16 protein-coding genes are annotated in these 25,388 nt (G+C 34.0%); 4 read left to right on the top strand and 12 right to left on the bottom strand.

Translation table 11 applies throughout. The features are described from left to right. Positions 1-472 precede the first annotated feature (472 nt). Positions 473-1,171: a DUF1826 domain-containing protein gene (locus BLP44_RS09535; RefSeq protein WP_091132166.1), complete on the top strand. Its 699-nt coding sequence runs from the start codon at positions 473-475 to the stop codon at positions 1,169-1,171. Positions 1,172-1,456: 285 nt separating this feature from the next. Then, positions 1,457-2,479, top strand: coding sequence for an META domain-containing protein (locus BLP44_RS09530; RefSeq protein ID WP_091132163.1), 1,023 nt, complete (start codon positions 1,457-1,459; stop codon positions 2,477-2,479). A 253-nt stretch (positions 2,480-2,732) separates the two neighbouring features. On the opposite strand, the gene BLP44_RS09525 is transcribed toward BLP44_RS09530, so the two are convergent. Next, positions 2,733-3,584, bottom strand: a complete 852-nt coding sequence (locus BLP44_RS09525) for a hypothetical protein (protein ID WP_091132159.1) — start codon at positions 3,582-3,584, stop codon at positions 2,733-2,735. 1,074 nt (positions 3,585-4,658) lie between these two features. Continuing rightward, positions 4,659-5,066 (bottom strand): helix-turn-helix domain-containing protein, encoded by a 408-nt coding sequence (locus tag BLP44_RS09520; RefSeq protein WP_091132156.1) that lies wholly within the window; start codon positions 5,064-5,066, stop codon positions 4,659-4,661. A 182-nt stretch (positions 5,067-5,248) separates the two neighbouring features. Here BLP44_RS09520 and BLP44_RS09515 point away from each other — a divergent pair, with 182 nt between their 5' ends. Beyond that, positions 5,249-5,845: a hypothetical protein gene (locus BLP44_RS09515; RefSeq protein ID WP_091132152.1), complete on the top strand. Its 597-nt coding sequence runs from the start codon at positions 5,249-5,251 to the stop codon at positions 5,843-5,845. A gap of 283 nt (positions 5,846-6,128) precedes the next feature. After that, positions 6,129-9,071, top strand: coding sequence for an Ig-like domain-containing protein (locus BLP44_RS09510; protein WP_091132148.1), 2,943 nt, complete (start codon positions 6,129-6,131; stop codon positions 9,069-9,071). A 308-nt stretch (positions 9,072-9,379) separates the two neighbouring features. On the opposite strand, the gene BLP44_RS09505 is transcribed toward BLP44_RS09510, so the two are convergent. The 10 genes from BLP44_RS09505 to BLP44_RS09460 form a co-directional block, all read right to left on the bottom strand. Then, positions 9,380-10,684: an ATP-binding protein gene (locus BLP44_RS09505; protein ID WP_091132144.1), complete on the bottom strand. Its 1,305-nt coding sequence runs from the start codon at positions 10,682-10,684 to the stop codon at positions 9,380-9,382. A gap of 3 nt (positions 10,685-10,687) precedes the next feature. Continuing rightward, entirely contained in the window at positions 10,688-11,506 is an 819-nt protein-coding gene (locus BLP44_RS09500) for a peptidoglycan-binding protein (RefSeq protein WP_091132141.1), read from the bottom strand. A 68-nt stretch (positions 11,507-11,574) separates the two neighbouring features. Beyond that, positions 11,575-12,228 (bottom strand): hypothetical protein, encoded by a 654-nt coding sequence (locus BLP44_RS09495; protein WP_091132138.1) that lies wholly within the window; start codon positions 12,226-12,228, stop codon positions 11,575-11,577. Beyond that, positions 12,225-16,331, bottom strand: a complete 4,107-nt coding sequence (locus tag BLP44_RS09490) for an eCIS core domain-containing protein (protein ID WP_244511721.1) — start codon at positions 16,329-16,331, stop codon at positions 12,225-12,227. The genes BLP44_RS09495 and BLP44_RS09490 overlap by 4 nt, the downstream gene beginning before the upstream one ends. Then, positions 16,332-17,816: an eCIS core domain-containing protein gene (locus BLP44_RS09485; RefSeq protein ID WP_091132134.1), complete on the bottom strand. Its 1,485-nt coding sequence runs from the start codon at positions 17,814-17,816 to the stop codon at positions 16,332-16,334. It lies immediately after the preceding gene. A 39-nt stretch (positions 17,817-17,855) separates the two neighbouring features. Then, on the bottom strand, positions 17,856-18,716 hold the full coding sequence (locus tag BLP44_RS09480) for a DUF6734 family protein (RefSeq protein ID WP_091132131.1): 861 nt from the start codon (positions 18,714-18,716) through the stop codon (positions 17,856-17,858). Positions 18,717-18,727: 11 nt separating this feature from the next. Further along, a complete protein-coding gene (locus BLP44_RS09475) occupies positions 18,728-19,555 on the bottom strand; it encodes a DUF6734 family protein (RefSeq protein ID WP_091132127.1) in 828 nt (275 codons plus the stop codon). Continuing rightward, the gene (locus BLP44_RS09470; RefSeq protein WP_091132878.1) at positions 19,552-20,130 is read right to left on the bottom strand and encodes a hypothetical protein; all 579 of its coding nucleotides are present in this window, start codon (positions 20,128-20,130) and stop codon (positions 19,552-19,554) included. Before BLP44_RS09470 ends, BLP44_RS09475 begins: the two co-directional genes overlap by 4 nt. Positions 20,131-20,141: 11 nt before the next feature. Next, positions 20,142-21,959, bottom strand: a complete 1,818-nt coding sequence (locus BLP44_RS09465) for a contractile injection system tape measure protein (protein ID WP_091132124.1) — start codon at positions 21,957-21,959, stop codon at positions 20,142-20,144. Then, positions 21,943-25,383: a hypothetical protein gene (locus BLP44_RS09460; RefSeq protein ID WP_091132120.1), complete on the bottom strand. Its 3,441-nt coding sequence runs from the start codon at positions 25,381-25,383 to the stop codon at positions 21,943-21,945. The genes BLP44_RS09465 and BLP44_RS09460 overlap by 17 nt, the downstream gene beginning before the upstream one ends. Positions 25,384-25,388 lie beyond the last annotated feature (5 nt).

Here is a 25,388-nt window from a genome sequence, read left to right as displayed (position 1 = left end):
ATATGGAGATTTGCTGGTCGATGGGAAATTTTTCTGAAAGAATATCATTGGGTTTTTTAGATTGTTCTTTTGTTGAAAATGTGTATTTAACGTCTCTACTGACGGCCGTTTTCTTAGCAATAGTGTTTTTGGTATTTTCTTTTATTAAAAAGATCTATTTAAAAAGCGTAATTGAGCTGATAATCTTTATTCCAATTTGGGTTTTATTGAATTACGTCATTTTAGCTGACTGCAAATCTTCATGTAGTATTGGCATTTTTCAAGAAGAATTATTCTATACTATTTTACTTTCTATTGTACCTGTTTTGGTAATATCGATTGCGATTGTAATATCTGCAATTATATCCCAAGGATAAAAAAAAAGCAGTCATAGAAAACTATTACCTAAAAAGCCTCTGCAAAATATTTTTCAACTGCCCGCTATTGCATAATTTTGTAAGGTAAGGAAGCCATTAGCTTCTTATATTTTACTATGAGCAATACATTTTCTGAAAATAGTCAAATAGGAGTGGTGCCAACCTTTTCTGAACTAGTGCATACCGATTTCAAAGGAGAAAGGAATGCGTTATGCTGGAAGAGAAATTTGGATGGTGATTTTAAAGAAATTGTAGCCAAGCTGTCTTTAAAAGAAAATATAACCGAAGTTTCTCCAGAAGATCTAATGGCGCTTCACCTCTCAGAAAAGGGAAATATAGCGAGAGAAATAATCTTAAATGATTTGCAATTATTAGCCGATTTTGGAGCTTCGCCTTCGCTAAATTTACTGAAATGTTACGAACGCGATGATGAATTTGATTTCATTTCGACCGATGTGTATTCGTTTCACGTAGACCGTTCGCCCATTGCAACCGACACTTTTTTATGCACCTATCACGGAGCGGCAAGCGATATTGTGGCTAATTCGCAAGTAGAACAAAAAATCTTAATTCCAGAAATTAGAGCAAAACTCAAAGAACTGCATGATGGAACAGAAGAGGAGTTTGAAGACTTTTTAAAAGAAAATTACTTTGATTTGCATTATCAGCTGCATGAAAATGCAAAACCTATTAATTTAGGTTTAGGACATCTTTGGCGCTTGGCTGTAGATCATCCAAAGCAAGGAGTACTGCCTTGTGTGCATAGGGCGCCTGTAGAAAATGATGGAGAATATCGACTGTTGCTGATTTGTTAGACAGTTTTAAAGAGAATGCATTTCCAGATGTCAGTTCAATGTAAATACATGTAAAAATCCTATCAAAACATTCTTAAATGTAATACAAAGAAGATTTTTTGTTCTTTTGAAACAAAGAACTGATTATCAATATGTAGTACTTTAATTATTAAAGAAAGACGGGTTTTAGCGATAATAAAGAAAAGTTAAAAGCATTCTTAATTTTAAAGTGGCACAATTCCTGCCTGCAAAAAAATCATTGAATAATCAGAGCGCTTAATCGGTGTTCTAAAAAAATTAAAATAAATGAAAAGATTTAAATGTATGTATGTTTTTGTGGTAGTGTTATTATCAACATTTACGTATGGTCAGGAAAGTTTAAAAATGTTTGTAAAAGAAAGTAAAGTGCCATGTACGGGTGTTGGCCCTATGGAATGTCTACAGGTAAAGTATGACAATGACAAAGAATGGCAACTATTTTATAATCATATTGAAGGTTTTAATTTTGAAAAAGGAAATCGATATGAAATTCTGGTAACGAAAACAAAAAGACCAGAACCAATTCCAGCTGATGCTTCTGCATACGAGTACAAACTGAAAAGCATAATTTCTAAAACTCCTGTAACTAAGGAAAAAGGAATTTATGATACCAAAATGATTTTAACCCAGTTAAACGGAAAAAAGGTAAATAACGGAAAAGCATTTATCACAATTAATGACGAAACTGGTACAATAAGCGGTAAAAACGGATGTAATAATTTCAACGTAAAATACACGAAGCTTTCTTCAAAAAATCAAATCAAGACCAATTCTCCTATGGGAACTTTAATGGCTTGCGACGACGAAAGCATGAAATTAGAAAAAGAATTTAGCGCTGCAATAACCAACAAAAAGTTCAAAATTGTAAAGAAAAACAATACAGTGCAGTTTAAAAACACTAAGAACAAAGTAGTTATGGAATTCTCTATTCCAACTCAAGACCAACTTTGGAGTTTTATTGGAAAAAACAATTGGAAACTAATCGCCCTAGAAAATGTTGGACAGGATTACGGAAAAGCTTCTATTAAGTTTAACCCAACAGAAAAGAAAGTAAGCGGAAATACAGGTTGCAACAATTTCGCCGGAACTTATGAAACAAGTGGTGATCATATTACTTTTGATAAAGTAGCCGCTACATTAATGGCATGTATTGGTGAAGAAGGAAATAAAACAGAGCAAAAAATGCTATTTTATTTAAGCAATAAAGACCTGCGTTTTGATGTAGCAGACCAAACGCTTAATTTTTATCTGAATGATAAATTGGTCATGATGTTTGGCATTACAAAATAAAATCAGCTCTATAAATCATCTTAAAATAGATGATGATTTATAAAAAATGATTAGAAAACCAGTGAAGTTGATTCACTGGTTTTTTTATTTTATGACACGATAGCGCGGATTTGCAATCTGTGCCCACAAAGATTGGTAGTTTTCTTTGTAAATATAAAAAAGCACATTAATTTGTGTGATTTTTGTTTTGATGATTTGTTTTGAGCCTTACTGTTGCGGGCACAGATTGCAAATCCGCGCTGTCGGGTTTTAATTACATTAAATCTAGACCTCTATGTATATAATTTGCAAGAAAAACTCCTTTTTTTGTTAAATAGGTTTCATTTCCCTTTTTATCTTTATACACTGAAATTAATCCTAGTTCTTCATATTTAGGCATATCTAATACCTGAGAGATATTTTTCTTTTCTCCCAATTCGGTAACGAAATTCAAATATTTTTTTCTTTCGTCTTCAGAAAAACTATCTACAATTTTAATTACATCTCGAATTGTTGATATATCCAAATCAGTATCAACTATATCTAAATCCGCAGCCCAATCCTGTTTAGAAAAAATTTGCAGAGCTTTCTGATCATTTAGTAATTTAGCGATTCTGTCCTTATATTTTTCATCAGTAAAATTGTGTCGTTTTAGATCTTCTTGATTTTGGGTACTTAATTCATTTAGTTCAGATTGTAATGCATCATTTCTTTCTTTTAAATCTCTGATTTGACTTGTTCCAGCTTCTGCATCAGCAATTTTTCTTCTTTGATGTGCTTCACGTTCTTCAATCAATAATTTATTTTCATGAATTAACGTTGCTTTTTTTGATTCAATTCTTGTTGCTCTAGAAAGAAATAAATCGAAAAAGATATTCAGATATGGTAAGATTAATATATAAAAAAGAGCAAATCCCAGAGGAATAAGAAAATTGTTAGTTTGATAATATCTTTCCCTAATCCATTCTATTTTACAATGGATTGGCCAATCAGAAAAGAATAAAATGGCAAACATTTCCCAATTAAAAAAAATAAAAGATAATATGAATGACCCAATAAAAGGGCTTTTAATTCTTTCTTTTGAATTATTTAATATGCTTGAAAAAAATTCTTTTACAGTTTCCATTTAATTTTTTTTAGGTAAACATAATAAATATTTAAAAGGGAAATGAGTGTATTTTTACTTAAAAAATAAAAACTTACACTCTTGTTTGAAAAAGCGCAAAGTCAGAGACATTTGCGCAGTTTTTCATAAGAATACTTCGTAGAGCGGAGTGTTCTTTCAGTTTTTTGAAAAAAGTTTGTAGTATTTTATCGACACTCTATCGCAACAATTATTAACAATTTCAAGTATAATGGTCAATAGAACAAGATTAATTTTATCTAATTAGAGAATGAAATATTGCAGATGAAATTTTGTTTATGCCTATGTTGTAGTGGAGGTTGGTTGCAAGTTTCTAGTAATAAAAAAAGAGGTCATTTAGACCTTTTTTTATGCCCTATACTGTTAATAAAAATTATTATACTTTTTGAATAGGTGGCTTTTTTATTTAAAAATGAGTGTTTAATTTTATCACCTATATTTGTAAAAACAAATAAAGCCCAATCTTACATTTTGTAAGTGGGCTATTATAAGTTCTTATTTTATTAATTTAAATCTAATTCCAATGAAAAAAGATTCAAACAAAGCCACTTGGGGCTGCTCCGAGAAATTGAGTATTTTCTTAATTCTATTACACCAAGAAGATGGCTAAGAAGAAAAAGAAAACAAACAAAAAAAGGAATCAGTGTACTAATAAGCAATTATTTTTAATGTGCCTTGCAAGCTTAATTAATAATTCGCCGTTGTATATTGATAACCTCGGAAAACTAATCGAATGGTTGCGAAACCTACGCTCTTAGTTATTTAGACCTAGCCTGCTAGGTCTTTTTTATTTAATGTAATATTACAAATGTTACATTGTAATATTATGTTGACTTACAACTTATCAATTCATTCTACTTATCAAAAAATAAATGAAAAAAATTGCGTTACGTGATTTATTTGACTACAAAGATAAAAAGTAATTCGTATAATTTGTACAAATAACAAACTTTTGTTGTAGTTTTTTTTGAAGATCTAGTTAGATGTTTTAATGAAGTTAGAAGTAATGATTAAATAGAAGCTGAAATCATAAGTTTTTCTGTAGATTTAGAGTAACTATTTTCCAATCAATTTCTCAAGTCTCGCCATCATCTCATCTTTCTCCTTCAACATCCTTTCATACAAAACAATCTTTTCTTCATGAAGTTGAATCAATTTATCAATTGGATGAATATTAATTGTTCCGTAATTAAATGAATTAGCGAAAGCGTGTTCTCCAAAAGTATTAGAAATAATATTAATCGCTTGTTCCTCATCAAAATTCTGAAAAGCTTCAACAGGAATTTTTAAAACGGCTGAAATTTGTTTTAGTAGATTTTCTTCAATAACATCTTTTTGCTCCAGCATCGAAATTTTCTTTTGGTTCCAGTCTTCGCCCAGATCATAAGCCAAAGCTTCCTGCTTTATGTTAAGCATTTCTCTAAAACGTTTTACGTTTCTTCCCTGATGTATTTTCTGTTCCATAATGAATATTGAGTTTTCTGAAGATTCAAAGATAAAGCCATTTGGGCTAAAAATCGTGACTTTCAAAGATAAAAAAATATTTCAAAGAAGAATTATTTTGTAAGAATATTATATCTGTATTTCGAATAGATTATCCTTTAGAAAGAATAGAATTTTGCTTTAGAATTTTAAATCTATAAGCCATGAAAAAGAATAAAATATCTTTCGAAACTAGTATCTGGGCGGGATATACGGCGGGAAATCCATTTAAGGCAATCGATGCTTTTTTTGCTTTTGCACATCTGGATTACTACAAAAAAAGTTTAACCGAAGCTGTACTATACAGCTATAAAACAAAAGTCTACAAACAGGACAATCCTTCGGATGTTTTTGTTTTGTATACCGTTATCAAATCTTTCCTCAAGGTGTGTTCCTGTCTAAAGGAGAAAAGTAGAAAATGGAAAATAAAAGATTCTCTGCGATCTGAAACGGTTTTTCATCTTTCTTCGCTAACAAAAGAAGAATATGAGAATCCATTTTTGGTGTTTCAAAAAGCATTTGCAGAAAAAACGCTAGAAGAATTTGAATCATTTCTATACCAAATCCTTGAGCTTTCATTGTCTCCACATTCCGCAGATTCTGAGCCCGATTTGATGACGCCATATATTCATATAAACAAAATGCTTGATGCAGTAGAATTCATAAGAGAAAGGGGAGTTGAGAAAATCAAGAAAAGGAACCCGATCACGCAGATTTATCTCCGTAACGATAGCGCGGATTTGCAATCAAACAATTCTTGAGGAATAAATGAAAGTAAATTTCTAGAAACAAATAGGATTAAAAAATAAGGTTGTTTTTTTATATTCTCATTTTCAAGACCTTAATTATCAAATTTGCATCTATATTGATTCTTGATTTTTTATTTTGAGAAAAAGTGTATTTGGTTGATTTTTAGATTTTTATAATGACAAAATCGTTGTATTGATCTTGATTTTTTGTCCACTTTTACCTTAATTTCTTTTTTAAGTATAGTTTCGTTATAGCCTTTTTGTGAGGCACTAACTATTTAATAAACCAAAACTTATGAGAAACAAATTACATTTTATTTTTTTGAGAAGAGGCCAATATTACCATATTATATTATGGTTTTTTTTTCTTCTTTTTGCTTCAGGTTCCTATGCCCAACGCGGTTATTATGATGCACCTTATAAAAGGTACGAAGCAAATTTAGGTCAATTGTCTAATGGTGCTTCAGTTACTGCAAAATCATACAGTCAGGCCGATCTTCAGTCAGAAGCCTCAGATCAGCAGTGTGTGAATATGTCTGCCACAAATGCGACTGTTCAATGGACGCTTAGTGAAGCCGCTGACGGATTAGTAATTCGTTATAGTGTTCCTGACGGGCAATCTGGAACTATCGGGGTTTATAATGGCAACACAAAGCTTACAACGCTTACCTTGACTTCAATTTGGTCTTGGGAATATTTGTGGAGTAACGGAAATCCGAACAATAACGGAATTACAAATCAAAACCCAAGAATGCGTTTTGATGAAGTTCGTTATAAACTTCCTGCTAAAATTGCTGTAAACGGAACATTAAAATTGGTGAGAGAATCAGGTAATGTTCATATTGACTTTGCAGAAATGGAACCAGTGCCAACAGCTGTTACAGCTCCTGCAGGTGCCGTAACTTATTCAGGAAACGGAAGTGATCTTCAGGCTTTTATTGATGCAAATGGCGGAAAAAAAATATTTCTTCCAGCTGGGGTTTATAATGTTAACCGAGAATTATATTTTGGTTCAGCAAACACTTCGCTAATTGGTGCAGGAATGTGGTACACACAGATTAATTTTACCAACACAAGCAGTTTAAATGGAGGATTACGTGCCAATGCGAGCAACATTTCATTCACAGATTTATATCTTACAACAAATTCAGCTTCGAGAAGTAATTCTTATAAAGCAATAAACGGAGTTTTTACAAGTGGTTCAATAGTAAAAAATATCTGGGCAGAACATTTTGAATGTGGTGCCTGGATTGCGCAATACAATTCTGGTGGGCCGGCAATTGCTGACGGATTTACATTATCGCACTGTCGTTTTAGAAATAATTATGCTGATGGAATCAATCTTTGCAAAGGAACAGCGAATTCAATTGTAGAACACTGTAATTTTAGAAACAATGGAGACGACGATCAGGCAATTTGGTCTGCTGACGGACTCGAATGTATCAATAATACATTTAGATACAATACTTCAGAAAACTGTTGGCGCGCTTGTGGACTTGCTATTTACGGAGGAAAAAATAATAAAGGTTACAATTTAATTATCAAAGACAATCTGGAAGCAGGAATCAGAGTGAGTAATAATTTTCCGGGAGCACCATTTAACAACGATGGTATGCACGAAATTCATGATATTACCATAACAGCCTGCGGAACTTTTAATGATACCTACAACAATCCGGTGGCGGCAATTGATATTTTTAGTGCAACGAATGCTGGAAGTCAGGTTAAGAATGTTCAGCTTTACAGCATTGATATTATAGATTCAAGAAACGATGCAATTTCTATTAGTAAAAGATCGGGAGATGGTATTTATAATCTTTCTTTTAGAGACATAACCGTTAACGGAACGGGTAAAGAATATCCAAATAACAATGCATTGAACAGAAACTGGGGCAGAGGCTATTTTGTACTTATTGCAGGTTCTCCAAGCGGAAATGGCACCTATTGCAATATGAATTATTCTAATAGAGGCGGAAATGCCACAACTAACGAAGAAATTAGTGCAATTGGTACATTTTCATGGACGCAGAGCGGAAACTGTTCTACTACAAATGTTCCGGTTTCAGGAGTAACGGTTTCGCCAGGAGCAGTAACTCTAGGTGTTGGCGCTACACAGCAATTAACTCCTACTGTTTCTCCGGCCAATGCCACCAATAAAACAGTAAGTTATAGTTCAAATAATACTGGTGTTGCAACAGTAAGTGGTTCAGGTTTAGTAACCGCAGTTGCTTCGGGATCGGCTACCATTACAGTAACGACTCAGGATGGTAATAAAACCGCGACTTCTGCAATAACAGTAAATTCATCAAATGTGGCCGTAACAAGTGTGAGTTTAAGTCCTTCATCAGCAACATTAGCTGTAGGCGGGACACAGCAGCTAACACCAACAGTTTTGCCTTCAAATGCAACTAATAAGTCGGTTAATTATGCTTCAAACAATACAGCTGTGGCAACGGTCAATTCGTCAGGATTAGTCACAGCAGTTTCAGCAGGTACCGCTACCATTACTGTAATTACAGTTGATGGAAATAAAACGAGTACTGCAGCTATTACTGTAAATGCTGCAACAGGAAACTATTTTACCATTAAAAACAAATGGACAGGCAATTATTTATATGATGCCGGAAACAATGTAGGATACGGTTCAACAGTAGCAAACAATACTTACAAATGGGAAAAAGTGGCTATCGATGCTACTTATTATATAATTAAAAATGTAGGTACAGGAGATATAATGCATATTGAGAATTTAACCGGTGCAGTACAATGTACAGCAGGTCAATCCAGCTGGTGGAGTGCGCAATGGTCTTCTGAAAATGTAGACGCAACTTGGGTAAGAATCAAAAATAGATGGCAGACAACAGCGATGATTCATATTGAAAATCTAAATGGTTCTGCGCAATATCTTGGAGGTCAAAATAATTGGGATAGTGCACAATGGCAGTTTGAAAACACTTCGACAGCGAAAAAAGTTAATACTCCTGAGGTTATAGTTGAGAATTCTGTAGTTAGCATTTATCCAAATCCTTCAGTTAATAATGAATTTAATATTGTTTTGCCAGAACTGAAAGCAGGTGATACAGCAACTGTAACAGTTGCTGATGGCAGCGGAAGAAAAGTTTTGGTAAACAAAATCAGTTCATCTTCAAAAATCAACCATCATTTAGCCCCTGGAATATATATTGTGACAATTAATTCTAATGCTTTTAATGTTTCTAAAAAATTGATTGTTAAATGATAGGATTAAAATTTAGAAAATGAACTTCAGACGAATTTTTAATTGAATTTCATCATAATGAGCTCGATATTGTATCGGGCTCATTCTCATTTTCAGCTCTCCAAAGAATTCTTATAGAAACCAGCTCACAAAGATTAAGCTCAACAACGATAGCGCGGATTTGTAATCCGTGCTCTTAAAGATTGGTAGTTATTTTTTGTAAAAAAAAAAACAACGATAGCACGGATTGCAAATCCGCGCTAACGAGTATTTATGGGCAATACTTTTGGCGAAAGTATTAATTCTAGGTTTGTCGTTGCCATATTCCGTTACATCATTTTTCCTTCTTTTGTATACTCTTTTTTAATTCCCTGAAGCAGATGATTCAGGTTGATGCTTTTGTTTTGGTCTTCTAAAGTTCTCAAACAAGCATATTGAATGATGTTGACAATGTTGGCGCCTGTAATGTCGTATTTTTTTGAAAGTTCTTGAAGATTTACGTCTTCGGCAATTTTAATCCCTTTTGGCAGATTATTTTGCCACAGTTTCAAACGTTCGCCATAAGAAGGCACTTCAAACTCAATTATAGATTGAAATCTGCGGGTAAAAGCAGCATCTATATTGGTTTTAAAATTAGAAGCCAAAATCACCAATCCGGGATGATTTTCTATGCGTTGTAATAAATATGAAACTTCCTGATTGGCGTATTTATCATGCGCGTCACGTACATTGGTTCTTTTTCCGAAAACCGCATCGGCTTCGTCAAAAAACAAAATCCAATCTTTATCGGCCGCTTTATCAAAAAGAGAAGACAAGTTTTTCTCGGTTTCGCCAATGTATTTGGAAATTACCATTGACAAATCAATTCTATAAACATCTCTTTGAGTATATTTTCCTAAAAGTGAAGCCGTAAGGGTTTTTCCCGTTCCGGGCGCGCCGTAAAACATGACTCTAAAACCGGGCTTTATTTTGGCTTTCATGTTCCATTCGTGAAGCAGAATATCGTTGAATTTAAGCCAAGTTTCTATTTCTTTTATCTGATTTAAAGTATTGGAATTCAAAACCAAATCGTCCCAATCTAATTGCGTTTCTATTAATTGGGCAGGGAAAATGCTGCTCAGCTGTGGTTTCAGGATTTTTCCGGTTATGAATTTTTCGATGTATTCATCCTCTAAAATTAATAAACCGCTTAGTTTAGGTTCGCCATTCGCGACCGCTTCTATTTTGATAATGCCTTTTTGATACAGAAAAGATTGATTATGCAGGTAATTGTAGAATGAAATTCGGTTTTCGAGATCATTTCCAGCAACTAAAAACTGTGCCGTTTCGCCTGTTGGCAAAATGCCACGATGATTTTTTGTTTTGATTCCGCCAAACTCAGGCAGTTCACCGCCATTTGGCAAATATTCGGCAATAATCGAACTCAGAAAATCGGGTTTCAGATGCGGAACCAGAGCTAATCCCAAGATAAGAACGTCAATTTCTGAAAGATTATTTTCGATAATAAATTCGTCAATAAAACCATTCGCCTCAGTTTGGTCTAAAAAAGGTTTTTCCGTTGGATTTTCGACCTGAAAAAGAGTATCAAGCTGAAATACAAATTGGTTTTTGATATAGGTAAATACATTTTCCATTTTCTATACTAATGATTCGATTGAGAAAAAATCAAGCTTAGATTGTTTATAATTTCTGATTTTGTCCATCACAGCGTTTCCGTTATGAGAACCGCCAGAATTAGTGTTGCCTTCAATAGTTTCTATGGTGTCGGCATGAACAGCAGTTACAATTCCGGTATGAATCCAGTCGTTTGGCGTTTTTTGAAGAAGAAAAATATCACCCGGTTTTATAAAAGCGGGATTGGTTCTGGCTGTTTGAAAACGAGTTAAGATTTTTTTCTGAAGACCTGTTGTTCCAACAGTATCGCAACTATAAGTCAGAGGCATTAACGTTTTAAAATTTTTTCCTTGAATAGAAGCTGCCTGGTCGACAATAGCCTGAACAAATCCCATGCACCAAAACCAATCCGTTCCTTCATGTCCGTCCATATAGCTTCGGACCCAAGGTCCTGTATTGCTTTGGTTGTTTATGACAAGTTCAAAAGGTTGATTTTTGAGATGATTTTTGGCTGTATTGAGAATTAATTCTCTCAGATTACTTCCAGATATTGGACTTTCAAATGCTTTTTTAAGTGGCGATGCCAATTTATCAAACAGGTTTTGATCTACATTTCCGTTTTGAGGCAAACCATTGAATTTTTGATAATTCAATACTGCTTTTTCTGTTGCAGGACCAAAATCGCCATCAATACCTGTTGACGTTCCCGAACCAGGATGCTGCATAGCAAATAAATTAAGCCAAGACTGAATTTTTTCGACGTCTTTCTTGTTATTATTTGCCCCGTTTCTTTGTTGTGTTGCTTTAATAAGCAGTTCTTTTTGGTAGAATGTTTTTTGCATGACTAATGTTTTTAAAAGTTTTTTGAGATATAAATTAGCAGCAGAGAAAAGAAAGAATGTGTAATCTTTTAATATAATTTGGATAGTTTTATAAAATTCATTAGTCCATCCTTATCAATACTGCCAAAATCATATTGGTCATTTTTGATTATTTCTTTTATAGATTCATACTCAATGGGATCAAGTTTAAATAACTCGTTCAAGAGTTTTGAAATAAATATTGGCTCATTTTGATATTTAGCGAATAATTCGCTGAAAGTATTTATGACATTATTTCTATATATGGAATTCTGTAATGCAAATTGAACTAGCGCTTTAAATGCAATAATTTTGAAATCCCATTCAATTATAGGATTTCTTACGAATTTTTCTAAGTCTGGAATTATATCAAACCCCAACAATACAAGGACTTTTGGCAATTCAGAACGAAAATCAAAAGCCTCTTCATTTTTTTTATCAATTAATGCATCCAATAAAACAGTTACTGATTTCGTAATTTTTAATTGACCTAAAGCTCTCCATGCGTGTCTTGCAGCAAAATCTGATATTTTAAATCCTGAAATTGCATGACTTAGATTGGAGTTCTTTACAATTTCTATTAGTTCATCTGCGTTTTTTTTTCTAATGTTCAATTCTTGAGCATAATTTGGCCAGTCTTCGGACAAATCTGTTTTTCCGAATTTGAATAATTTTTCGACTTCTTCTGAATATTTCTTTTTCATTTTATATAAAAGGTATTTTTTTCTTTAATTATTGTTTGATTTGTAGTTAAATCATTGATAGCATCTCTTATTACCGTATCTGTCCTAGAAAGATCTCTGGCTATTTCTCTATATCCTGTATAGCTTGTTTTTGTATAAATATTTCCATATTTCGTTACGCTTCCTGAAACCGTATTATTTTTTAATAAATTTATTACTAATTGGTCAGGAGGAGTAGCAGCTACACCCATAATATTTGGAAAATTACCTCTTAGAGTATTTGAATAGACTGAGGTAATATTAGTTCCGTTTATTTCATCTATTTGGGCAGTTATAGATTCGGCGATATAAAAACCAAGTGCTGAAGTTAACTGTGCAGTGCTAGGAGATGGTAGTGCAAAAGTTGCATCATTTTTCGAATCTTGGTAATAATTAACAGTCATAGAGTATTTTAAAATTTTTGCTTTATTATCCTTCCCAAATTGTTCTGGACCATTATCCATCTTTGTATTTAAAGATTGTGTACCAAATGTTAAATTTTCGTTTGTTGCTTTTCCATATAAAGCAGCAGATAAAATATGAATGCCTTTAGTTTCAGATTGATTACCTGCATTTTTAGCCACAAAAGAATCTATAAAGGTATTTCCTATCATTAAACCTCTATTCACTCTAGGGTCACCAGCACCACTATCAGGTTCTATATTTGTTAATGGATCTACGACAACTGTCTTTGGCCTTCCTTGATCCATAACGGTAGGCTTAATCTCTGTTTTTGGAATAGGTTTTTTGGGGAGACTTTCCTCTGCTTTCTGTATGTAATTAAAATTCCAATTTTCGCCACCATCAGTAACAGAAGATATGTCGATCACTGATGAATGATCTGCATTAACTTTGTTTTTTATTGCCTGAGCTTCATCAGCGGTAATTTCGCCTTGGTCTTTTTCTTTTTCTCCCTCTGAATGAATTTCAGCTAAAGCTCCTGCAATAGGTCCTGATGAAGTAGCTGCTTCTGGTTCGCTTCTTCCCATCACTCTGTCCAACAACGCCATTCCTCTATCTACAGCCTGATTCACTAACCAAGTCAATGCTTCATCAACCATTTGGCGAACAGCGACAAGCATTTCGCCAATTCTTGCTCCAATACCTGTTAAACCGACTTGATTGGCCAAGAAACCTATCACGACTGGCATAGCTTGTCCCATGGTTCTTTCTAGATAATCGGCGGCTGTGGCGACATTGCCTCGAGCTAAGTCGGCTACACCATTGACAAACGAATTGACCACTTCGAGCATTTCGCGTAAGTATTTTATAAAACTTTGAATTGCGTTAAAGAATGCCATAGCACCATTTATCACAGCCATGATTCCGGTTGGGTCTAACATGCTTAAAAGTCTGGCCGTAATTCTATTGACAATACGCTCCATGACAAAGTTTTTCACGGCATCGAGAACGGTATTCCATAAATTACTAAGCTGTTCTTGTATTTTGTCCCAAATAGCTGCCATACCGCGTTCTTGGACATCTTTGATGAATGTCCAGATACCTTCGAGCGTATTAATCATGCTACGAATTCTAGCTACTCTTGCAGGACCAATACGTGGATGTGCGGCTAGTTTTTCCCAAATTCTTTCCATGGAGATATTTAGCACTTCCATAATCCATGTAATAACACCACGTAGAGAGAAATCAGTGAGAACTGGAATATTAGCATCTTTTAGTTCGCTCATTAGCCAGCCCGTTACGCCATTGATTAAGTGGGTGACGATATTGTCAAAGAACTGCACAAATCCTTGTTTAAGTGCTCGCAGTATATTTTTTAAGAAACCAATTGGGTCTTTCTTAATGTCATCAATAGCTTCTAAAGCTCTCGTAATGATATTTCCGATGAGATCGAATGGGAAATTCATGATTTCGAGAATGGCCATTATAACGATTCTAACAATTTCTGCCACAAAAGCAATTAATCGGCCAATAGGTTCTCCAAATTTCTCAATGATTCTCATGAAGGCATCTATTGGATGAATAAGGTCATCAATAGACATAGAATCCCAAATATCGGTAAAGAGCTGTATAATAGATTGTGGCGTCATGTTGAGCGTCTCTACTGCCGCTTCAATTTCGCCTGCAATTCTGGCTATTGCACCAGACTCGACCATTTGTGCATATTGTTCTTCTCCGCCATCCATAAGGCTCATGAAACCTCTTATCATATTTGGAACTGTGCGAGCTACGACTTCTTGTGTAAAAGGATCTTTTCCGATAATCACTTTCACAAGCGAATACCCTCTTACGGTAGCGGCCTGAGCAGAAAGCCATCCTAATAGTGACTCCTTAACAAGTTCTAATACTTTTAACGCCACACCTGAAGCAAAATCCCAAACTCTTTGCAGGAAGTCTCCAGCTTGAGTGGCAAGCGCAGAGAGATTATCTGCAATATTGACCAAATTGGATGGCTGAATAGCATCCCAAGCTGAGGTGATAAGTCCGCGAAGTTCGCCAAGTAAGGAGTTGAAAGTTCCAACTTGAGTATCAAGCCAATCGGCAGTTTTTTGCAGCGTGCCTTTTTCGCGCATTTGCTCAAGTTCAGTCTGCTTGTCTATCAGTATTAAGAAATCTTCTAATATTTCTACCGTTGTGGCATTTACAGCCTCATCTCGTAATGGATCGTATTTGATTATTTTTTTAATTAATGACCAAGCTTTGTTTTCTGCCAATAAAGGTTCAGCAACATTAATTAAGGCTTCTTTTATCCAAGTAATTACCTGATCGACTGTAGCGCTTACGAAAGAAGTTATTCTATTAACTACTTCATTAAATTTTTCTGTAACTAAATCAATAATGCCTGTGTAAGGAAATGATAATTCATCCCAAACTTCTTCAACTAAATCAAGAATACTGTCAATTGTTAGTCCCAGTTCTCCTAATTTTCCTTCTACCCAGTCAAAAACCTGCTGTAAAATTCCATATTCCTGAAGCTTGTCAAATATGGCAGTTCCAAACGGAATAAGTCCCATTAAGCCTTCAACCAGATTAATTGGAGTTCGTTCTACATCAATTTGACGTAACGGGTCATAACCGATTATAACGGTAAATAAAGTGTAACCTGGAATATGTCTTGCCTCATCTATAATCCAATCTGGAACTAAATCGAGGAATGAACCTTGAATCATTTCTGGAGCAGGGGAGATGGGTTCTGGTTTTTTTCTAATTGCCGCTCCCTGTTGTACTGTATGCGTTAATTCGTGGGCGAGTAAATGCTTGCCTTCTTTTGAATTTGGATTGTATTTTCCTTCGTTAAAATAAATATTGTTTCCCGTAGCAAAAGCCTGAGCGCCTAATTGCTTATTCATTTGAACAGCATTGGAGTCATTGTGTATGCGGACATTGCTAAAATCGGCTCCAATGCCAGATTCCATTTCGGTTTTTATTTTTCCAGATAGAGGAGAACCTCCGCCTTTACTGCTGTTTAGCTTGGACTCTATATTTGAATTATCGCTTGGATTGGCATCGCCAGCAGCGCTTTTTTGCAGTTGTTTTTCTTCGTCTGAGGTTTGTTTTTCTTCTTCTTTTTTCTGCTGTACATTTTCTTCTTCTCCTTTGTTTTGAATTAAAGGTTTGGTTGCTGGAGTACCTTTTGAGACCGTTTCAGGTTTTTTGACTTCTTTTTTATTCTGAACCGTTTCTTCTTTTTTCTGGACTTTATCTTCTTGCTTGCGCTGAATTAATGATTTTGATCCAGAAAAAGCAGGATTAATTTCTCGTTTTTCGGTTAGTCTAGAATCAAGTTTATTTTGGATTAAATCGGTTTTGAGTTGTACAACAGGTGTTATGGTTTGAGCTGCGGTTTTTTGTTGCGCTTCTTTATTTTTTTCTTCTTGCTTTTGAACATTACGCGCCAGTTTCTTTTGTACTACCGGCGATGGCGAAAAGAATGAGTCTGCTTTTGGCGTTTGTTTATTGGCCACCACGTGGTCTGCGACTCTATCGGCTTCTACTTCAAATTTATCGTTAGATTTTCCGATATTCAATTTTGCCTGAACACCAAAAAAAGATTCCTTCCCCTTGTCATGATGTGACGAGGAGTGCGGAGAATTTGATTTTGGTATTTGTTTTAATGCTGGCATCTAGTTAGTTACGCTAAAAAATCCTTTTAAATTTGGACTACCTCCAGGATTAATTACTTGAATCTCTACTTTAAAGAAGATACAGTCTTTGGTTTTTACTGCAAATGATTGTGTTTCTGTTCTGCCAACATCATATCTTCTGCTAGTTTTACGTATTGTGCCTCCTTGTATAGCTGTTAATACTATATGATAATGTTTTGCATTATGTGGTTTGGCCCAATTTGCTGTTGAAGTTATTTTAAAATTTCCTTTTGAACAGAAAGTTGTAGATGGCACAGAGGTATCATCGACATTAAAATCCCTAGTTTGCGGTAATTGAGACGCTTCACCACAACAATTATCACCACCTCGTTTTTGTCCTACCAGTTTATTGTCTAAAGCTCCTATAGTTTCTGGTCCGACAATACCGTCAATTTTATTCAAACCATTTTCTTCTTGGAAGCCTATTACTGCATTTCGTGTTTCGCTTCCAAAATCGCCGTCTGCTCCAAATTTTGGTAAATTTTGACCTGCTTTCATTAGACCTTGCTGCAATTCTGAAACATATTGCCCTTTTTGACCGGTAGAAATAAGCATCTGATTATCATTAGCTTTTTCCAATGGCGGATTGCCTTTAAACTGTGGGTTTTCTGGTTTTTCTGCGTGTAGATCTTCTGAATGGTTTTCCATAGATGATTTTTGTATTGTCGCTGATTTTTGTTTGGATCCAGTCTGCTGAATCGTATGCGTGAGTTCATGTGCTAGCAGATGTTTACCTTCTTTGGATTCTGGATTGTATTTTCCTTTATTGAAATAAACATCATTGCCATGCGTGAATGCTTGCGCGCCCAATTCTTCGCTCATTTGAACAGCTCTACTGTCGGTGTGGATGTTTACATTGCTAAAATCGGCTCCAAAACCCGATTCCATTTCGCGCTTTGTATTTTTGTCCATAGCGTTGCCACGGCCTTTAGAGCTGTTGAGATTACTTTCTACGTTTTCATCAACTGAATTCGATTCATTTCGTTTTGCTTGAACTGTTTTTTCTTCTTTTTTCTGAGCCTTTTTATCTTCGTTCTCACATTCAGCACATTTTTTCTGTACTTTTTTGTCTTCTTCCTTATCCGACTTCTTTTGAACCTTTTTGTCTTCTTCTTTTTCGCCCTTTTTCTGAACTTTTTTATCTTCTTCTTTATCCGATTTCTTTTGGACTTTTTTGTCTTCTTCTTTTTCGCCTTTTTTTTGCAGAGGCTGTTCTTGTGCCAAGTCCTTTTTTTGAACTGTCGAAATGGTTTCTGCAAGGGGTTTTTGCTGTACAGCTTCTTCGCTTCTGGATTGAAGTAAACCTCCAGTTTTGCGTTTGTTGACTACTTTATCAGCTACATTGTCGGCTTCTACTTCATATTTGTCTCCTACAGTGCCCGTAGTTAGTTTTTTTTGAACTTTTGGTCCAAAAAAAGTAGAAGGGGAGTGATTGGCTATTTTTTTTTGTTCAAACTCTCTCATGATTATTATTTTATCATTTTGAAATACTAATTTGTTTCTCTAAACAAACTGCAGATTATTCGCGATAACACCTTCTTTCTCTAATGCATTTTTTATTTGCTTATACCAATACGGAAATATTTTAGAGAGTCGAAGTTCAATTTCATCAACAACATATTTGTCATATTTTTTCATTCCAAAAAAATGAGAATACCCAATACTATCGGCATGTTTTCCTTGTTCGGTTATATTGTCACCTTTCAAAAGCATTGTCGGAGTATTGTTTTTATAATTCAACAGCGATGCAAGTGTATATTGTTCTATTAAAATGCAGGTTTCATAACCTTCTTGTTTTAATGAAGTAAAGCCTTCTTGGTTTTCGATATATATTTTCTCCAAGTCGTAATAGCTTTTTATAAATTCGTCACGGAGCTTGAGATCGTTAAAACCAAATATGCCGCAGTTATACGAATAGCCCAAATTGGTGTGCCAGTAAGGAAGATTTTTAGTGTATTTATTAAAAAACTCTACCTGCTTCTTATAATGGATTTGATAAGTGTCTTCCTTGCGTTCTACTATAACATCATCAAAACTAAAATCTATCTTTTTCTTAATAAAGATGTCGGTGTCTATGTGAATAAATGGTTTTGTTTGAAGTTCCATAGCATTGATTTTTGATTTCATCCAAAGTTCAATTCTATTGCCGTTTTGCATTTTGGTAACAGCACAAGGAAGCATATACAGGAATTTATAGCCTATTTCGTCTACATAAAGCTCAATTTCATCATACCACAAATGGCTATATAATACACTCAGAGCAGTCATGTAGATCGTTTCCTTTAATTTGTCTCCCATATTCCATCTGTTGTTTGTTATAGGAAGTACATCAAGGCTGTAAATCATCTTGTGTTGTTGTTTCATACCTTTTTATTTTAAGCGATGCCTTCTTTCTCCAAAGCATTTTTTACTTCTTTGTACCAATACGGAAACAGTTTAGAAAGCCTATTTTCTATTTCCTGAACAATGTCAATTCTGTATTTTTTTTGGCCTGCAATATGCGTGTAACCAATTCTATCTGCTAGCTGGCTGTTTTCGAACAAGTTTTTTTTCCACAGCAATAAGGTTGGCTTAATATTTTTATGATGTAATAGTGTTGCCAGATTATACTGCTCCAAAACAATGCAAGGTTCTATTCTTGTTATGCCTGGATTATTATTTTTTATAAAAATTTCTTCTAAAGCATAATAGGCTTTTAAAAACTGATCCCGAAGTTCTAAGTCTCTAAAACCTAATACGCCACAATTGAAAGCATATCCTAAATCGGGTTTCCAATAATCTAGATCATGAGTATATTTATTAAAAAAATCCAATCGATATTGATACATGCCGTACAGTTCGTAATCATTTTGTTCAACAATTACTTTATCAAAATCAAAATTTATTTTTTTCTTTATAAAGGCGTCATTATCAAGATGAATAAAAGGTTTCGTCTGTTTTTCCATAACATCAATCTTCGATTTCATCCAAATGACAGCGTCTTTATTGCTGCTAATTTTAGTCACTCTGCAAGGAAGCATATACAGAAACTTATAAGCTGTTTCATCAGCATAAAGTTCAATATCCTTGTACCATAAGTGGCTGTATAGTATGCTTAGAGCAGTAGAATAAATAGTTTCTTTAAATTTATTGCCTTCATTCCATCTATTGTTGCTGATAGGAAATGCATCTAAGCTGTAAATTATTCTAGGCTCTTCCTTCATAAAATATTTTTTTTAATGGTATGAATTAAGTTTTTCTCTTCCAGAAAAGTTACATTATTGTACAAAGAAGCTTTACGGCTGTGTTTGTACAATCGTCTCCATTGATAATCGACACCTTTAACTGCTGAAGTGTTGAGATGTATCTCAGTATTATGATTTTTTTTACTTTCTTCAAATGAGGTATGCCAGACCATTTTGCCCAACAAAGGTGATTGTATATAAGTTGAATTTGAAAAATCCCTTTGAAAGCTGTCTATATTAATTGAATTTTCTCCAACTCTGAAAATATGCACCAACGCTTCGCCATTTTTTGTTTTATAATATTTTGAGAGGTATCTTTTTGTCTCCAGTTTGTTCATCATGGGCTGTAAATCCAGTTCCTTTTCAAAAATCAGATCGATATCATTAATGGTAATATCATAATATTCGCGAAGATTGAGATAGTCTGCAACACCTCCACAAAAGACTACTTTAGACATGTTTACATTATTGAATAAAAACTCTAAAGCCATTTGCTGAAGGCCGCGAATATTTTTTTTGTCGTATTCTAAAAAAGAGGTGTTATCAATATTCATATTTTTCATATTTACCAGTTCACATATATGATTCGTTTTTTCCAAGCTAATTTGATGATGCTCAAATTCCAGCTTAATTTGTCCAATAAAATATCTTGTGTTTTTCGTTCCATGGTGATTACAGGACTTTCGTCACCATTAATGTCTAATTTCCCCGAGCGTTGCAAAAATTCGTTTTGAAGCAATTCTGCCGAAGATTTTTTCATGATATCCCAATTGCTCAATACCGCTTGCAGCATTGTGGCCGCTTCTTTCTTCATTTCTTCTGAGAGTACAATGTTTCTTTCAATAGGCTCAGCTATCGGAATATTACATAAAAACTTTTCGAAGATCATAGCATTTTCATAGTCCTGTTCTTTTCCCGTAGCTGTATAATGCAAGAGATGAGCGGCAACTTCTGGATCATTTATAGTATTGTCTTTATTGAGCAGTTTGCAATTTTCAAAAAGAGATTTTAAAAAGGGATGAATTAATACTAAACCTGCATTGTCAACATAGGATTCGCTAATGATGTCATTCTCATCAAATCGGTCTTCGTTTTTGACTTTTTCTTTTTCAAAAACAGTATCCTTTTTATCAATTGTTTTTTCGTGATCGCTAAGAGTTTCTTCTTTTGATTTGTTTGATACGTTTTCGATATTTTTATTGTCATTGCTAATAGCCGCATCTTTGCTTTTAAACAAAATAGAACTCTGGTTTTGCGCTAGATTTTCGTTATTTTCCTGTATTCTTTCTGATTCTATTTTTTTGTCTGCCAGATTTTCTGTTTTTTTTGCATTTTCAATTTCTGTCTCACTTTCAATTTTTACCTCATTTACTGTTTCTGATGTATTTTTTGTTTCTGTCTCAGTTTGTGTGGTCACTTGATCGTTTGAGATAGTATTTGGCTCTGTTTTTTTTAAAATAATTTGGGCTAGTTTTTTTTCTATAATTGAAACAATTGCATCAAGATGAGCCAATAATACCAGTTCGTTTTGGTTTTCTATCTGATTTTCAATTTCTTTTATAAAAAGATCTTTGTGTTCTAGAAAGATGTTTTTTTTATGAAATTCAAATACGCTTAAAATTAATTGGGAAAGCTTTTCTCTTATAATTGCTTTACTTGTACCACTTGTTTCCAAAAGACTCAAAAGAACTATTTCCCAAACCAAAAACCTTTGATTTGGAATCAATTGATTTTTAGCAATACTGGTTTCAATGTATTTTTTTATTGTTTCAATATTGATTATTTTGGTACTGCTGTCTTTGCTATCTTTTTTGAGTAATATTCCTTTTTTAATAATGTTTACAATTTGGACATCACTAAATTGTTTGATAAATCGTGTTCTCACAATTGGCTTTTGAAGGGAATTGTTCCATTTAAAAGAAAAGCTCTCATCATTTAAGATTTCATCAAATGTGGTGTCGTTTACTACTTTGAAATCATGATTTGAAGTTGTCCACCAAGCATTTGTGCCAGTCTCAAGAAAATGAAAGAAGCTTTCTATTGCCTTTTCTTGCGGTTTGATGAGTTTATAGCCATCAATGTTTTTATCTTCTTTTTCAAAAACTTCCTTGATTTGATTTGTAATTTTTTTTAGGATTTGCTCTTTGAAATTTTCGAAATCTAAATTTTGATTTATAGCAATATCAAGGTTGAGCTTGTCTAATTGTATGCTGTGTGAAGGATTTTTTGAATCTACTTCGTTAAAATAATTTTCTAAAAGCGTGAATACTTCTTTTTGCAAAAACGCATCAATATTGTCCTTGAGATAATATCCTTTCTCTTTAGAATTGGTATTTATCTCAAGGAAAACTTTATTGATGATATGTTTATCTAAGTTTTGCATTGGCTGTAAGGGCTTCTATTTGTATGTTTAAAGAAGATATGATAAAATCGATTTTTGGAAATACCTTCAGCATGCTAGTCAAAAACGCTTTCAATGTTCCTTCTTTATCGCTATTGAATTTGATTTCGATAAAGCTTGTAAATAAATTATTGAAAAGTAATTCTACTGGAATAATCTGTTTCTCTGATGCTTTAAGCGTTTCTGGATCTTGGCATCTCAAAATCGTATAAAATAATGAGGTGTTAAGCGATATAAGCGTTTGTACTGCCGCAATCAGTTCTGGATTCTGTAGTTTGATGGCAGTGCTAACAACTGTGGATATTAAATTGAAATTTTCTTGTGTAAATAATTCAGATAAAGTATCATTTAATTTACCGCTAATGTAGCTCTCAAGATTTTTTTGAACTTCGGCCAATCTGTTTTCCGTTTCAGAAATTAAGCGATTGGTTTCTCTATTGAATTTATTTACAACAGCAATTTCTCTTAGATTGGAGATCGTTCCAATGGAGTTATTTATAAATAAACCTGCATTATCAAGACATGTATTCTCTTCAACGGTTTTTCTAATCTCTATTGATCTTGGACCATCGGTTACCGAACCACATTTACCCTCAGCAATTAATGAAACAGAGATTGAAGATTCATTATACATCGAAGTTTGTCGCGTTATCGGATCTTTTTTATCTGTTACAATTACTTCCTTGTCAATGTGCCAAGTATAGGCCGCAGCATTTTGGGAATTGTTGTTTAGGGTCAGAATTCCTGTTGTAGCATCTACATTGTAACTAAAACTAGCAATAGGCAGATCTAAAAGTGTAATGGTAAGATTGGATGGTTTGTCGTCTATAAAAATAGTTACGATTTGGATATCCTTAGATACTTCACCTGGAACAAACATATATTTTTCTCCGAATGTAACTTGAACTCCTTCTCCTAAAATTTGTGCTCCTTTTACATTAGGTTCTAAAGTAAGTTCCACAGGTTTATCGTTTCGGCAAAAAGATATTTTGTTAAGTAATTTACCATCGACCAGTACTTTTGGATCTGAAATTTCAAATGTCACTGGATGTGTTACTTTAAAATCACAATTGCCATTGTCTGCATAAAGTGTAACATCAAACGTGAATTTCTTTTGTGATTCGCTATTATACTTGTAGATATGTGTTATTTCGGTTTTATCATCTGTAACCCAATCGGTTTTGTCTCCAAAATCCCAAGTAAACTTATTTCCTTCAATATTTTCTCCAGTTATGGTAAAAATGATTTCCGTTTCGTCAGCTCCTGGAGATTTTGAAGGAACAGCTGTAAAATCGAATTTCGGTTTTTCGAAAATGGTTATTTTACAATCCGTATCAAAATTGTTGACTGTAAAGGTTATCGGCTGGCCAATTAAATCTTTACTAACTAAATTTGGATCAAAAACAAGTGCGCCATATTCGTTTACGGCTATTCCTCCATTTTGGTCAGGTCTAACATTGGCTTTTACAAAACCTCCCGACGGAGATACTTTAAAAGGCAGAGGAGGTGTTTTGCTGTCAAAACAAATTTTATCTACAGGCAAACTAAGACCTATGTTGTTTTCGTCACAGCATAAATAAGGCAACGAAAAATCGGCGACAATTGGATTTAAAATAGGGATGCCTTCTGTAAATTTTTCAAAATCTCCAGTTAAAGATGGTTTTCGGGTGTTATAATAATAGTAATACGGTACTTTTTCTTCCAAATAGATCATTATGAATGTTCCTCCTGGAATTACACCTGCTTTATGCTCGTAGCCATGATTTTTGTTAAGGTAATACTCGGTGAATTTTTGGATTGTTTTATCCAATTCATTAGCATTTACCGCCAGAATCATGATGTTGAATCCAAGACCATTATCCAGCCTAATTTGCTGGATTACTTTTAGTGCTTCTTTGTAATTGCGTCCTTGATGGCCTTCAATTCTATAAAAATCACTATCAAGATGTATTTCAAGTGGTTTTTTAGTATTCAACAAGTCATCGTGATAACTAACATTGTTTTTTTGCAATCCTAAAATGGTTTTGTCAAAATCCCAAGCCTTAATAAGCGATTCGTTTACATCATTGTAAAAAGGAATGGCTTTTTTGCCCAGTTTGCCCAGTTGCAGTGAAGGCGTGATTTTTATAAAATCATAGGCTGTATTGTAATTTTCTAATAATTCTGCACTTCTTAGAATAAGACTGTACATTCTTTGTCTGGCTGTATCTTCGCCATAGCATATTTTCAGTTCATCTGATGTGATGTCTTTTTCTTCAGAATCAGTATCATCTGCAAGGCAATCATTGCAAGGAGTAAGGCTTTCTCCTGTAAGCAAAGGCGATTTGTAGAAGGCATGACGAAATTCAAAACAAGGTTCTGATTTGAATAGTTCGCCCAGCATTAAGTGTTTCGGAAAAGCATTAATATCAGGATAACAGTAACTATCCTCTAAATTGAGTAAAAGCGCTCTAGTTTCGTTGTAAGTATCCACAAGATCGTTAAGCAGATCATATCGATATTGAAAATCTGAAGGAAGTATGGGATCTCCATCAAAATTAAATAGTTCGGTTATTTTTTTTTGAATAACATCTAAAACTATCGGCATGTTTAGGCCTGTCAGCAGCTTATTGTAGCCATCCTGCAAATTCTTAACTACATTATTTTTGAAAATACCTTTTGTAAAAGTTTGTTTTAATGCTTCAAGGTGAACAAAATCTTCTTTTTTTAATACAATTCTGTTCGATTTTAGATCTGGTAATGTATGGTATAAATTGCCATAATTGATTTTGCCAATCATGCTGTCATAATTCATTATTTTTGCGGCAACGTCTTTGCTGACAATTAAAACTTTATAATTTCCAACAATTTCCAATCCCTGATTATCGCATGAAAGGCTTACGCAAAGGTCAGATTCTTTTTCATAAGACTCTAGATACAAAAGAATTACAGCATCTTTAAGCTCAAAACTTGTATTTGCTTTAAATTGTGCTAAAGCAAAATTTGGATCCTTTTCTTTTTTTTGGTGTTCTTCTGTCAAGAGTTCAAAAAGAGGCAATTGCTGATTTGCTCCACCGTAGAAAAAAGGCTTGTATGCCGCTTTTGTATTATCATAGACTTTGCAGTGCGTATAGGTTTTAGAATCAAAATCGATTTTTTTGTTTCCCAATACATCTGCCTGATATAATTTAAAAAGATCACCATCTGTAGTTACACCAGTTCCCTGCGTTATTGAAATCGTTTTTTGAGACTCATCATAACTTGGATAAAGTCCGCAAACTATACCAACGCCACTCAGGTAAATGCGCGATAGGCGATCCTGGTCGTCAAAAAAATCTACAACCTCATTAAGGTTTCCTTCTGTAAGTACCTGATTCTTTGTGAATCGTCGGTATTGTGTTGTTATTGTTGAAAGTTTTGCTGACATGGCAA

Origin of the sequence: Flavobacterium anhuiense, assembly GCF_900101855.1 — a bacterium.
GTDB lineage: Bacteria > Bacteroidota > Bacteroidia > Flavobacteriales > Flavobacteriaceae > Flavobacterium > Flavobacterium anhuiense.
The sequence above is the reverse complement of the archived record's forward strand: the minus strand, read 5'-3'. Positions and strand labels throughout refer to the sequence as shown.